This is a genomic window from Sphingobacterium sp. NPDC055346 (assembly GCF_053645235.1).
The window spans coordinates 408,820-422,274 of record NZ_JBSHMI010000005.1; the positions used below are offsets into that span (position 1 = coordinate 408,820).

Here is a 13,455-nt window from a genome sequence, read left to right on the forward strand (position 1 = left end):
GAGTATGAAAGATTATATAGTAAAAGATCCTTGGCAGATTATCGAGGATCAATACCGGGCCGAATACAATGAAATTTCAGAAAGTATTTTTTCGATCGGTAATGGGAGAATGGGGCAACGTGCCAATTTTGAAGAAGATTATACAGGCAAATCGCTGCAGGGGAGTTATATCGCGGGGATTTACTACCCGGACAAAACCCGTGTAGGCTGGTGGAAGAACGGCTATCCTGAATACTTTGCTAAAGTCATTAATTCAACCAACTGGATAGGCTTACATCTCGTCATTAATGGTCATACACTTGATCTGGCAAAGATTGAAGTCTTAAATTTTGAGCGTCGTCTGGACATGAAGACTGGTGTTTTATATCGAAATTTTAAAGCCAAATTACCAGATGATACCGTTGTTGAAGTTTCGGCAAAGCGTTTATTTAGTATTGTAGAAACAGCGGCTGCAGGATTGTCGTACTGCCTGACAGTCATGCAAGGTCGTGCAGCGATCGAGTTGGAAAGTTATTTGGATGGTGATATAGAAAATCGGGATTCGAATTATGATGAAAAGTTTTGGGAAGAGGTAAGCCGTTCTGCAAACGATACGCTAGGTTTGCAATTAAAAACGAAGAAAACTGCATTTCATGTCCATACCGAAGCATTGAATAACCTGTTTGTTGGCGATGCTGGCATTCCTTCTACTGCTCTAGAAAACCGGGAAAAGTATGTTGCACAGAAATTTCAATTTTCTCTTGAAGAAGGGCAGAATTTTGAATTGAATAAGTATGTTGCCATTACCACGAGTGAGAATCATAAGACCGAAGATCTGCAGCATGTGGCAAAACAGGTCCTTGAACGCGTGAGCCACCAGGGAATAAGAGGCATGCTTCAAAACCAGGCTGACGCCTGGGCTAAGGTATGGAATGATGCTGATGTTCAGATTGATGGGGATGTGTCTGCCCAACAGGCTATACGTTTCAATATTTTTCAACTTTTCCAAACTTACACAGGTGAAGACGAAAGGCTAAATATTGGTCCAAAGGGATTCACAGGAGAGAAATACGGAGGGGTAACTTATTGGGATACCGAGGCTTATTGCCTACCTTTCTATATGGCAACAACAGATTCAAAAGTAGCGCGTAATCTATTACTATATCGTTATCATCATCTTCCAAAGGCTATTGAAAATGCAGAGAAGCTAGGGTTCCGAAATGGTGCAGCCCTGTATCCTATGGTAACCATCAATGGAGAGGAATGTCATAATGAATGGGAAATTACATTTGAAGAAATTCATCGAAACGGGGCTATCGCATTTGCCATTTACAACTATGTTCGTTATACCGGAGATACGGACTACTTAGCAGCATATGGGTTAGAAGTTCTTATTGCGATATCCCGATTCTGGGCACAGCGTGTGAATTGGAGTGCTGATAAAAATAAGTATGTGATGTTAGGTGTTACGGGACCTAATGAATATGAAAATAATGTCAATAATAATTGGTATACGAATCGTATCGCATCCTGGTGTATGGAATATACAGGGAAGGTTATCAAGGATCTGGAACAGAATGCACCCGAACGGCTAAGGGAAATACTGGAAAAAGTCTCGTTAGAAAATAAGGAGCAAGTCACATGGAATCATATCGTTGAACAGTTTTATTATCCTGAGGATGCTAGTAAAGGAGTATTTTTGCAGCAAGACGGATTTTTAGATAAAGAATTAATAACTGTTTCTGAACTTTCGGACGCGGAACGCCCATTGAATCAAAAGTGGAGTTGGGATAGGATTCTGCGTTCTTGCTATATTAAGCAGGCCGACGTATTACAAGGGCTTTACTTTCTGGAAGACCAATACGATCTGGAGACTATTGAGCGTAACTATAATTTTTATGAACCATTGACCGTACATGAAAGTTCTTTGTCACCCTGTGTACATGCGATTATTGCAGCCAAGCTCGGTAAGGAAGATAAAGCTTATGAATTTTATCTGCGCACTTCACGGTTAGATCTGGATGATTATAATAACGATACTGAGGATGGCCTGCATATTACCTCAATGGCTGGAACGTGGATGACGATTGTAGAAGGGTTTGCCGGCATGCGGGTTCTGGATGGAAAATTACATTTTCAGCCTATATTGCCGAAAGAATGGAGCGGCTACAATTTTAAAATCAACTTTAGAGGAGCCCACTTACATGTCAGCATCCAACAGGATAAAACTATTATAGCCAATGAGACTGGCCCTGCGGCTGTCGTAGTGATCGATAATGAGGAGCAAGAAATAAATGAGGGGCAGGAATTTCGGTTTTCCAATCCGCGATTAGCGCTGAATTAATAGAAGTTAGAATATGAAGTCAATTAAACATATCGTTATCATTTCAACCCTGTTTGCTTCTATGTTAACACATGTGGCAGCACAGGAACTGCTTTCTCCTGACGGAAGACAAAAACTGGAGGTGGGGCTTAGCCAGGAAGGAAGACCCTATTATAAATTGGTATTCCGGAATAAAGAAGTTATAAAACCTAGTTTTTTGGGTTTGGAGCTTCAAGACCAGGAGTCTCTGCTGGACAACTTTTCCCTTGATAGTATTTCAACGGGTACATTTGATGAAACCTGGAATCCGGTTTGGGGAGAACAAAGGGAGATTCGTAACCATTATAATGAGCTTGTATTATATCTTAAGCAACAAAGTACACCGAATAGGTTGCTAAATATACATTTTCGTCTTTATAACGACGGACTTGGTTTTCGGTACGAATTTCCGAAGCAGGAAAACCTAAGTTATTTCATTATCAAGGAAGAGAAAACTGCGTTTGCCTTAACAGGAGATCACAAGGCTTTTTGGTTACCGGGAGATTATGATACCCAAGAATACAATACGACGACATCAAATCTATCGGAAGTCAGGGCTTTGATGTCAGAGGCCGTGACACCCAATGCTTCTCAGACTTCATTTTCGCCTACAGGATTGCAGACACCACTTCTTCTCAAGAGCAAGGACAATCTGTATATTAATATTCATGAAGCAGGTCTGATCGATTACGCTTGTATGTCGCTTAACCTGGATGATAAGAACATGATCTTAAAATCGTGGCTGACACCTGATGCTGTTGGTAATAAAGGATATTTGCAGACACCTGCGGTATCTCCCTGGCGTACGATTATGGTGAGTGACAAAGCGGCAGATATATTGACATCCAGGTTAATCTTAAACTTAAATGAGCCTACCGCATTTGAAGATGTATCCTGGATTAAACCGATCAAATATGTTGGGGTCTGGTGGGAAATGATTAGCGGTAAGAGCAGTTGGTCTTATACCAGTATGGAAAACCTGAAACTGGATGAGGTAGACTATAGCCAGGTCAAGCCTAATAGGACCCATGCGGCAAATACCAGGCGGGTAAAAGAGTATATTGATTTTGCAGCCAAGCACGGCTTTGATGCTGTGCTGGTAGAAGGCTGGAATATAGGATGGGAAGATTGGTTTGGAAAATCAAAGGACTACGTGTTTGAATTTGTAACTCCTTATCCTGATTTTGATGTCAGGGAATTGCAGCAATATGCCGCGGAGCGAGGGGTTAAGATGATGATGCACCATGAAACATCCAGTTCTGTCCGAAACTATGAAAGACACCTGGATACCGCATATAGATTCATGGTGGAGCATGGTTACAATAGTGTGAAGAGTGGCTATGTGGGGGACATTATCCCACGGGGAGAGTTTCACTACGGTCAATGGATGGTAAATCATTATCTCCACGCTATCAGGAAAGCCGCGGATTACAAAATCATGGTCAATGCACATGAAGCCGTTCATCCTACAGGGTTGAGCAGGACTTTTCCCAACCTGATCGGTAATGAATCTGCCCGTGGTCAAGAGTATGAGTCTTTTGGAGGGAATACCCCGGACCACCTGACGATATTGCCTTTCACGAGATTGGTTGGGGGACCAATGGACTATACACCTGGAATTTTTCAAACGGATATTAAGGCCTATAATCCGAACAACAATTCTCGTGTCAATACAACCCTAGTCAAGCAGCTTGCACTGTATGTCACATTGTATAGCCCCTTGCAGATGGCAGCAGATGTACCCGAGGTTTATAACCGGTTCTTGGATGCATTTCAGTTTATAAAAGATGTGGCTATTGATTGGGATGAGACGCACGTACTCGATGCGGAGCCTGGCGACTATATTGCGATGGCCCGTAAGGCGAAAGGAAAAGATGAGTGGTTTATAGGTGCAATCACAGATGAAAATGCACGTACCTTAACGTTGTCTTTTGACTTTCTGCCTAAAGGTAAAAAATATGTAGCCATAATTTATGAGGATAGTAAGGATGCTGATTTTGAAACAAACCCACAGCATTACCATATCTATAAACAAACTGTTACTTCAAAAACAAAACTGAAACAATGGCTGGCAAGAAGTGGCGGGGTCGCTATTCATATTAAAGAACAATAAAGCATTTATAAAGTTACAGCAGATGAAAAACAGTCTTTGGGGAATATTGATAATACTGCTTATGGTTGTATCCTGTTCGTCAGGCGCTAATCAGCTTGATTTGCTTAATAAAGAAAACACGTTGAATGAACCTTTGGTAAATAATAAATTTGTTATTTATCAGGCCCTGGTAAGGCATTTTGGAAATACCCATACAACCAACAAATATTATGGTTCAATAGAAGAAAATGGTGTAGGTAAGTTTAATGATTTTACCGCTACGGCACTTCAGGAGCTTTATGATTTGGGAATTACGCATATGTGGTATACCGGTGTGATCGAACATGCGACAATGACAGATTACAGCGCCTACGGGATTAAGCCGGATGACCCGGATGTGGTCAAGGGTAGGGCGGGTTCACCATATGCCATTAAAGACTATTATGATGTGTGTCCGGATTTCGCTGTTGATGTAAGCAGACGAATGCAGGAGTTTGAGCAGTTGATCGAGCGGACACATCAGCATAAGATGAAGGTCATTATAGATTTTATTCCAAACCATGTCGCACGAACCTATTATTCTGATAGTAAGCCTGACAACGTAAAGGATTTTGGTGTGGACGATGATAAGACAAAACAGTTTTTGCCTGCAAATGATTTTTATTACATCCCCGATAGTGATTTTCAGGTGCCCGGCGGATATATTCCCGGCGGAGGCGAATTTTATAATGTCTTGAAGAATGGAAGTTTTCCTGAAAGTCCTGCAAAAGCTACCGGAAATAATGTGTTCTCGTCTTCTCCAGCCAAGGATGACTGGTTTGAGACCGTTAAACTTAATTATGGTGTAGATTTTCAACGCAATGAGACGAAGCATTTCGACCCTGTTCCTCCATTATGGTTCAAGATGCGCGATATACTTTTGTTCTGGGCCGGAAAGGGAGTTGATGGATTTCGGTGTGATATGGTGGAGATGGTTCCCGTGGAGTTTTGGGCCTGGGTGAATGATGAAGTTAAGAAAAGCCATCCGGATATATTGTTTATTGGGGAAGCGTATAACAAGCAGGAATATGCTAACTTTTATACTACCGGGAAGTTTGATTTTTTGTATGACAAGGTAGGGCTTTATGATACCTTAAAAATGCTTATGCGAAATGACGACTATGCTGGTGTAAGAGGTATTCAAGATGTGTGGAGGAATGAAGTTAAGGGATATTCTGCACGAATGTTACGTTTTCTGGAAAATCATGATGAACAGCGTATTGCTTCAAAAGACTTTGCAGGTGATCCATTCGTGGCAATACCGGCTATGGTACTGAGTGCTACCATGGCTACAGGACCTGTTATGATCTATTCCGGACAAGAAGTCGGGGAACCTGGTATCGGACATGAAGGATTCGGGGGAGAAGACGGCCGTACCTCTATTTTTGATTACTGGGGAGTACCACAGCACCAAAAATGGATGAACAAAGGGAAGTTTGATGGTGGTTTGCTTGCTGAAAATGAAGTGCGGTTAAGAGCTTTTTACAAAGCTTTATTTAATATTGTCAAGACAGAGCAGAGTATACAGGCCGGCGGCTTCTATGATCTGATGGCTACCCAACAAGTACAACCTAATTTTCCAAATCGCATTTATGCGTATCTTCGTTATACGCATAATGAACGTTTACTGGTAATTGCCAATTTTGAAAAGGCAGTTCAAAATTTCACGTTGATCTTGCCGGATGATGTTATTCAGGCATTTCATATGGAAGGAAAGCAGCTTGTATTTAAAGATCTGCTTGGGCAAGAAGCGATAACAGTAAATAAATTCAGTAACCAGATTGATTTGAAATTAGAAGCGAATCAAGCACAGATACTTAAGTTTTAAAAGATGAATCGTATATATAAACCTAAACTTAGTCTTGCTCAGATTTTTAATATGAGTATAGGGTTCCTAGGTATTCAGATGGGTTTTGCCCTACAAAACGGAAATGCTTCCCGAATATTACAAACGTTTGGTGCAGATGTTGAGCACTTGTCATTGTTTTGGTTGGCGGCTCCGTTGACAGGCATGATTGTTCAGCCCATTATAGGACATTATAGTGATCGAACGTGGAATAAATTAGGACGACGAAGACCCTATTTTCTCGGAGGAGCTATATTTACCGCTATAGCACTGGTTTTGATGCCTAATGCGGCTGTGTTAACAGCGATTCTACCTCCTTTGATGATTGGAGCAGGTATGCTGATGATTATGGATGCGTCTATAAATGTGACAATGGAACCGTTCAGGGCACTAATTGCTGATAACTTGTCAAGTGAACAGCGCAGTCTGGGCTTTTCTATTCAAACATTTTTAATCGGATTAGGAGCTGTTATAGGTTCGTGGCTACCCTATATCTTAGCAGAGTATGTAGGTATCTCTAAAGTTGCGGAGGTTGGTTTTGTTCCGGATAATGTGATCTATTCTTTTTATGTAGGGGCTTTTGTTTTGGTTGTGAGTATACTTTGGACAGTATGCACGACAAAAGAATACACGCCTGAGGAGTTGGCGAATTTTGATGAACCATCCAATGAATTGGCTGTAGAGGAAGCTTCAAAAAAGAGTTTTTTTACTGGGCTGCTGTATGATATCAAGCATATGCCTGTCGTTATGAAGCAACTGGGACTGGTTCAGTTTTTCTCTTGGTTTGCATTGTTTCTCATGTGGGTTTTTACGACTCCTGCTATTGCTGAACATATCTATGATGTAAAATCAGGAGACACGACATCCCTTGGATATGCGAATGCCGCCAACTGGGTAGGCGTACTTTTTGGTATTTACAATGCCGTATCGGCTATTTATGCACTTTTTTTACCCCGTATTGCTCGTCGAATCGGACAAAAATCTACACACGCATGTTCATTGCTGGTAGGAGGAGTTGCTTTAAGCTCAATTTACCTTATTAACGATCCGACGGTTTTGGTTATTTCAATGATCGGAGTCGGTATTGCTTGGGGAAGTATTCTGGCAATGCCGTATGCTATTCTGAGTGATAGTTTACCAACAAAGAAAATGGGAGTATATATGGGGCTTTTTAATTTCTTTATTACTTTTCCCCAGATCGTCAGTGGGGTAATAGGTGGCTACCTGGTTAAATATGCTTTTAGCGGACAGACTGTATTTGCTTTGGTATCTGCTGGGGGATTAATGATTCTTGCTGCGATAAGTGTACTGCGTATAAAAGCCACAAGAACAGCTTAGCGATAGTTATCAAGCTTTTTTTGATTTTGAAATACTTTATATGGCTATTCGCATATTTTGACCCCGGAAAAGTTGAAATATTTGTAGACACCTATAAAACAAAAAAAACCTGCAAACATTTGATTTGCAGGCTTTTGATATGTTTTGACTTTTAAGTCTGTGGCCCCGTAGGGGAATCGAACCCCAACAGCATCAATCTCTTTATCAGGGTTTTACAAAAAGCAAATTTCCCTACTCACCGAATAACTCACTGGTTTGGCATACGTTTTAGCTGCAATTGCTATTTAGCTAAAATAAAAAATATCAACAAGAAAATGCGAAAGTAGACTTTTTTCTTGGATGCAATTTCATTATTTCTTCTAGGATTTCTCTCTTGCTTGTGTATTGACCGATTTGTCCTATAGCTAAACTTATCTAGGCGTGCCTGTATATGGTGTTAATAAATGGTTGAAAAGTTTAATAGTAACCAAGCTTTGTAGGGACCTCCGAATACGCGGCATACATACAGAAAAGGATTAAATACCGACGGAATCTGTCCAATTTGGAAAACTTCATTAGGCTGAATATCTGCATTGATCGATCTGTGGAAATAGATCGATGACCAGTTTATTTCAGGAAAACCACCTGATCAAAATGGACAGTTTCAACTGGTCTGAAACGGACAGGGAGGGCCAATTCTGAGAGTAACAACAAATTCTGTATGGAAACACCTTTAGATAGGAATTTTTATGCATCTATATTTTTTAAATGAATAAAATTATGGCTTGTAGTCTTTTTGATTTGTCATTTTAGGTGTTTGCAAGTCAATACTCACTTCATTAAACAGGTCCAGTTGAATTGTGTGTGACAAATATACCTTACCTCTATTTCTCTCAAATGATGAATTTCATGTACTGATGCTCGTGATAAACCAAAGTTCTGAAATACGCACTTATTGAACATACTGCATGAAGCCCATACATAAAAATGTAAATTTTGAGAGGCACAAAAACCTCTATTTGTAATTTGCCACTAGGTTTATGTGGTTATATTTATCTGAAAAATCAATACAATATGGTTTTTTTGATGATGCGAGTAACTTTTTCTATAATACACTTCGGGTTATTCTAGTATTTTTGCACGAGAATTACAAGGAACATTAGTTATCAAATAGAGTGTCGGATACCATTATCAATTTTTTTTGACACTGTTTTCAGGTTGTGTCATTTTTTTAAAAGAAGATATTGTAAGCAAGGAACAACAATAACCAAAAAGCAAATGAGCAAAAAACTAAAGGCGTGCGATCACTCTTGTTTTATGTGCCGCCATTCTGGGCAAGATTGGTGGGAAAATATCGAAAACCGGCGACAGGTTATCAAAGCAAAAAAGGGACAGCAAATCATTCATGAAGGAGAGGAAGCTAAAGGTGTGTATTTTGTTCAAGAAGGATTGGTCAAAGTACATAAAAGACATGGAGATAAAGAAAGTATTGTACGTTTTGCTAACAAAGGAGAGATTATAGGACATCGTGGTATGCCGGGAGATAAACCTACTTTTCCGATATCGGCTACTTGTTTAGAAAATTGTATACTGTGTTTTGTTCCCTTCGATTTTTTTAAAAAATTATTGAGAACGAATCCCGCATTAACATACGCCATGCTGATGTTTTATGCGGATGAACTACAGGTTTCTGAACGAAAAGCGAATAATCAGGTTCATTTATCGGTTAAAGGAAGACTTGCATGGTGTTTTTTTCAGTTGGAGGAGAAAATGGGTACGGATAACGAGGGATATATTAAATTGATGCTGTCTAAGACAGATTTGGCGGCTTATGTGGGGTCAACTTACGAGAGTGTGTATCGCATGATTGCTGAACTGATCGCAGAAGATATTGTTGAACTAGTCAATAGACGTATCAAAATAAAAAATAGAGAAAAGCTGTTATATTATAGCAGGTTGTAATAAATTAATTTTTAGCCTGAATTGTAAGGTATGCTTATGTGTCTGCCTTCTCGTATCCACTGTGAATGTAACCTGTCGTTTGGAGCGATGATCTGCTAGGGACCTACCTGCTTATTCAGCGGCTTCCCAACATGCCCAATACCGAGCAAAACTGAGCCTCCTTCCATTTTCGGATCAAGTTCTTGCAAGGAGAATACCACCTTGTAACCATCGCCGGCCGTCACGACAACAACCTTCTGAAGTCCCTTTCCTATTAACTGATCCCTGGTAGATACACCGGCCAATGCAAAAAAATCCTCCAAACGAACGACGTCATATACCACCGTATCACCTTGTTGGTGCGTGGCCGGATAACGCTGCATAGGTAAACGATTTAACTCCGCCATCGACAATGTACATTTTTGGGTTACATCGCTACCGATTTCCAAAAGTATTTGGGCATGGATTCTCCCCATTTAAAAGGGTCGTTAAAGCGTATTATAATATAGTTTTCATATCAGATTATGATTATTTAGGGGAAAGGATTTAAAAATGAGGGATTCGTGATAAAAGTGTTGTCTGTCAGCGTTGTTAGAAACGCGATGATGACCGTTTTTTCTTGTGACGTTAGATGTAAATAAACTGATATTTCCGTTGCTGTCCATGAGGAACGGGCTTAGTGTTTCAAAATGTTGGATATGATCACTATAATGATCTAGGACCTCTCGAAATGTCGCGAACCCGCCATCATGTATATAGGGGGAAGTTAACGCAATATTACTTGTCGCCACTACACGAGACTGGCCTTTATCTTCTCAGTGCCCCGAAAAATACCGACCTTCCTGGATCATATTTCTTTCAATTTGTTGGGTAAAAAAAATGTTGGGTTAAAAATTCGTTTTTTTGCCATTTACGGATATTATCAGGCGTATTGTAGTTCCGGAAATCTTTCGCATTCCCCGAAGCAGGGAGTTTTACCGCGCAAAGATTTTTTATAGCACGTTTTACGGAAAACCCAGTCAGGTACCCATGTTGGTAATCGAGGAATAATTTCTGTAGTCCGGAAGCGGTATAAATGGCACACAAGGGTTCGATCTGTTCATTTTTCGTATACAGATATACGTCAGCCCCCACAATCTGCCGACGAATGTCCAACAGTCGCTGTAATAGTGGCGTTTCAATATCGATCATATCACAGGGTAGCACGAAGAGGTCTGCTTTGGGGAACAGTTGGTGAGCGCTCAACAAACCAGCTAAAGGGCCTTTTACATCGACTTGATCGATGATCAATGTTTCGGAAGAAAAAATCTGACGATAAGTGCTCTGCTGGAGCGGATTAATAGAGAAATAGGTTTCCAGGCCCAGACTTTCTAACCTGTCGCTCATATGTTTGGCCCAAGTACAGCCATCCTTGCGTAACTGTCCTTTGTCGGTTCCCATACGGCTGCTTTTACCTCCGCATAGCACTAATCCTAACAATGTGTGTGCTGTGTTTTCCATTGATAAATAGTAGATTTCCATGTCGTCCATTTACTTCTGTTGACAGGAGCAATGTCCTCCCCAGGCTCGCTCACCGTCCACGAAATGCTCACATTTCCATAGCGGTACATGATGTTTGATACGGTCGATGATATCCTGATTGGCTTCGTAGGCTTCCTCACGATGGGCAGCAGCAGTAATGACCACCACTGCTGTTTCCATGACTGAAACTTTGCCCAAACGATGGACGGCGATAGCAACTTGTAGTCCCCAACGTTGTTTTGCCTCATCCAGTAATGCCGCAATCATCTTGTTGGCCATCTGCTCGGCAGCCTCGTAAGAAAGGTGCGAGACTTCCTTTCCTTGGTGGTTATTCCGTACTACGCCACTAAACAGCACGACTCCCCCTGCTTCTGGATGATGAGCCTGCTTCCAAAGTGCCATTACATCAATTTTTTCGGTGCTAAGATGTTGTGTCATCATTAGCCTCCGCTACTGGGTGGAATGACTAAGATAAGGTCGCCCTGACGAAGCTGGTAGTCCTCCTGAACAAACGTATCATCTACCGCAAACCGACATTGCTCCAATAATGTTGTAGCAAATGATTGCTGGTCAATCAGGTAACGTCGTAAACGATTGATGTCTTCTGGGGTCTCTTGGACCTCCATAACGGAAGGGAAATAATCCTTCAATCCCGCAAAAAATTCTAAAGTAATCATATTTATCCTCCAATTGTTAACATACTTATTTCGCTTCCGGAAAACTGCATTTGTTTTTGCCCTAGTGCTGCATATAAACTCGTTTCGAATCCTTTCTGACTGCTGACCTCCCGAAGAGGTATGGGCGTATTACTACTTAAACAGCCATAAATATTTCCCTGAGCGTCTAATCGCAGACGATTGCAGTCGGCACAAAAAGGATGGCTTTCATTGGCAATGATCCCGAAGCTATGGCCGCAAGCGGTGTTCCAGTACGTTGCGGTGTCTCCGTATTTCTTTGCCTGTTCGTCGATTGCATAGAAACTACTTATTCTTTCCAGCATGGCTTGCCTCGAGAAAAACTTGCTGTCTGTATCGCCAAATAGATGGCCCATGCCCATCAATTCCAAAAAGCGTATTTTAATACCATGTCTAAAGGCAAAATCTAGTAAAGGCAGAATCTCCTTATCGTTTTCACCGGCCATAATCACCGTGTTAATTTTTACCTCCAACCCTATTTTTTTGGCGGCTATTATTCCCTCGATCACCTGCTTTACACCCGCCCGTTTTGTGACCCTAAAGAAGGAAGTTTCGGATAATGCATCTAGCGAGACATTGATGGATCGAAGGCCGGCTTCTTGGAGAGAAGTAACTTTTTTCGTCAATAAAAAGCCGTTTGTCGTCATTTTAATATCATGGATACCCAATTGTCGAATACCCGTTATTAATTTGGGGAGATCGGGGTATAGCAGTGGCTCACCTCCTGTTAAACGGATTGTTTGTAGATGCAATACATCGTGCAAGCGACCTATGAGGTCAATGAGCTCACCGCTGGACAACACAACCGGCCTTGCTATGGCTGAGGTGATTCCATCTTCACATACACAATAGGTGCACGCAAAGTTGCATCTATCGAGCAGGCTTACGCGCAGGACTTTGAATGATCTTCCGATAGGGTCTGTCAATGTTCGCATTACATGAAAAATAATAGTTTACAACAAGCGATCAGGAGCACTACGCTCAGCAAGGTGCGTACAGTTGCCATAGGAAAACGCGCACTACCAAAATATGCGCCCGTAAATCCTCCGGCAGCTGCCGCCCAAAACCAGATGGCGAAGGATGTATCGATGTATATCGGGGTGGTATTACCTAATAAACCGCTGAAAGAATTTAACGTTATAAAAATAGCGGAGGTAGCTGCAGCTTCCTTGGCATTGGCCCAGCCCAATAAGATAAGCAACGGGCTTAAAAAGATACCGCCACCGATATTGAGCATACCCGATAGGAGGCCGATAATGGCGCCTATGAGTAATGCCAGCGGTATATTTACCGTTTTGCGTTCTGGGCGCTCTTTGGGTGTTATCCCCAGCAGCCGGATGATAGGCAATATTAAGGCAAATCCAAGTAGTACAAAATAGACTTTCCCCTCAAGCGCATACCGTGCACCTAGGAATGCCGTTGGAATAGAGGTGATCAAAAATGGCCAACAGGTAGACCATCTGAAGTATCCGGCACGCCGAAACTGAAAGAATCCTGTGCCGGCAACGAGCATATTGAGCATTAATATAAGTGGTTTGTATTGTGCTACGGGAATGGAAAAGATGGAAAAGACAGCAATGTAGCCGCTGGCACCTCCGTGTCCAACCGAGGCATACAAAAAGCCAACAACAAATAGGACGAATGCGATATAATAGAGTTCCAT

General features: G+C 41.4%; 11 protein-coding genes. 5 read left to right on the top strand and 6 right to left on the bottom strand.

From position 1 onward, the window contains the following. The first annotated feature begins 4 nt into the window (after nucleotides 1–4). From ACWICE_RS12800 to ACWICE_RS12820, 5 genes are all read left to right on the top strand, one after another. Nucleotides 5–2,323 carry a family 65 glycosyl hydrolase domain-containing protein gene (locus tag ACWICE_RS12800; RefSeq protein ID WP_454298508.1) on the top strand — a complete coding sequence of 773 codons (2,319 nt, stop codon included), beginning with the start codon at nucleotides 5–7 and terminating at the stop codon, nucleotides 2,321–2,323. A gap of 13 nt (nucleotides 2,324–2,336) precedes the next feature. Then, nucleotides 2,337–4,454, top strand: a complete 2,118-nt coding sequence (locus tag ACWICE_RS12805) for a glycoside hydrolase family 97 protein (RefSeq protein ID WP_454298509.1) — start codon at nucleotides 2,337–2,339, stop codon at nucleotides 4,452–4,454. A gap of 100 nt (nucleotides 4,455–4,554) precedes the next feature. Then, nucleotides 4,555–6,300 carry an alpha-amylase family protein gene (locus ACWICE_RS12810; protein WP_454298510.1) on the top strand — a complete coding sequence of 582 codons (1,746 nt, stop codon included), beginning with the start codon at nucleotides 4,555–4,557 and terminating at the stop codon, nucleotides 6,298–6,300. A 3-nt stretch (nucleotides 6,301–6,303) separates the two neighbouring features. Beyond that, entirely contained in the window at nucleotides 6,304–7,656 is a 1,353-nt protein-coding gene (locus ACWICE_RS12815; RefSeq protein WP_454298511.1) for an MFS transporter, read from the top strand. 1,257 nt (nucleotides 7,657–8,913) lie between these two features. Further along, entirely contained in the window at nucleotides 8,914–9,597 is a 684-nt protein-coding gene (locus ACWICE_RS12820) for a Crp/Fnr family transcriptional regulator (protein ID WP_093099120.1), read from the top strand. 95 nt (nucleotides 9,598–9,692) lie between these two features. Here ACWICE_RS12820 and ACWICE_RS12825 read toward each other — a convergent pair whose 3' ends face one another. From ACWICE_RS12825 to ACWICE_RS12850, 6 genes are all read right to left on the bottom strand, one after another. Beyond that, entirely contained in the window at nucleotides 9,693–10,052 is a 360-nt protein-coding gene (locus ACWICE_RS12825; protein WP_093099118.1) for a molybdopterin-binding protein, read from the bottom strand. Between the two features lie 382 nt (nucleotides 10,053–10,434). Further along, nucleotides 10,435–11,106, bottom strand: coding sequence for a molybdenum cofactor guanylyltransferase (gene mobA / locus ACWICE_RS12830; RefSeq protein WP_093099117.1), 672 nt, complete (start codon nucleotides 11,104–11,106; stop codon nucleotides 10,435–10,437). Further along, nucleotides 11,107–11,538, bottom strand: a complete 432-nt coding sequence (locus ACWICE_RS12835) for a molybdenum cofactor biosynthesis protein MoaE (protein WP_093099115.1) — start codon at nucleotides 11,536–11,538, stop codon at nucleotides 11,107–11,109. It abuts the gene before it with no gap. Next, nucleotides 11,538–11,774 carry a MoaD/ThiS family protein gene (locus ACWICE_RS12840; RefSeq protein WP_093099114.1) on the bottom strand — a complete coding sequence of 79 codons (237 nt, stop codon included), beginning with the start codon at nucleotides 11,772–11,774 and terminating at the stop codon, nucleotides 11,538–11,540. Before ACWICE_RS12840 ends, ACWICE_RS12835 begins: the two co-directional genes overlap by 1 nt. Nucleotides 11,775–11,776: 2 nt before the next feature. Next, a complete protein-coding gene (locus tag ACWICE_RS12845; protein ID WP_093099112.1) occupies nucleotides 11,777–12,727 on the bottom strand; it encodes a GTP 3',8-cyclase MoaA in 951 nt (316 codons plus the stop codon). After that, nucleotides 12,727–13,455 (bottom strand): sulfite exporter TauE/SafE family protein, encoded by a 729-nt coding sequence (locus ACWICE_RS12850; protein ID WP_093099111.1) that lies wholly within the window; start codon nucleotides 13,453–13,455, stop codon nucleotides 12,727–12,729. The genes ACWICE_RS12845 and ACWICE_RS12850 overlap by 1 nt, the downstream gene beginning before the upstream one ends.

What these genes read in the sequence shown, in the direction of transcription:
- ACWICE_RS12815 (WP_454298511.1), top strand. Translation starts at nt 6,304, where the DNA reads ATGAATCGTATATATAAACCTAAACTTAGTCTTGCTCAGATTTTTAAT.
- ACWICE_RS12820 (WP_093099120.1), top strand. Translation starts at nt 8,914, where the DNA reads ATGAGCAAAAAACTAAAGGCGTGCGATCACTCTTGTTTTATGTGCCGC.
- mobA (WP_093099117.1), bottom strand. Translation starts at nt 11,106, where the DNA reads ATGGACGACATGGAAATCTACTATTTATCAATGGAAAACACAGCACAC.
- ACWICE_RS12805 (WP_454298509.1), top strand. Translation starts at nt 2,337, where the DNA reads ATGAAGTCAATTAAACATATCGTTATCATTTCAACCCTGTTTGCTTCT.
- ACWICE_RS12800 (WP_454298508.1), top strand. Translation starts at nt 5, where the DNA reads ATGAAAGATTATATAGTAAAAGATCCTTGGCAGATTATCGAGGATCAA.
- ACWICE_RS12840 (WP_093099114.1), bottom strand. Translation starts at nt 11,774, where the DNA reads ATGATTACTTTAGAATTTTTTGCGGGATTGAAGGATTATTTCCCTTCC.
- ACWICE_RS12835 (WP_093099115.1), bottom strand. Translation starts at nt 11,538, where the DNA reads ATGATGACACAACATCTTAGCACCGAAAAAATTGATGTAATGGCACTT.
- ACWICE_RS12825 (WP_093099118.1), bottom strand. Translation starts at nt 10,052, where the DNA reads ATGGGGAGAATCCATGCCCAAATACTTTTGGAAATCGGTAGCGATGTA.
- ACWICE_RS12850 (WP_093099111.1), bottom strand. Translation starts at nt 13,455, where the DNA reads ATGGAACTCTATTATATCGCATTCGTCCTATTTGTTGTTGGCTTTTTG.
- ACWICE_RS12845 (WP_093099112.1), bottom strand. Translation starts at nt 12,727, where the DNA reads ATGCGAACATTGACAGACCCTATCGGAAGATCATTCAAAGTCCTGCGC.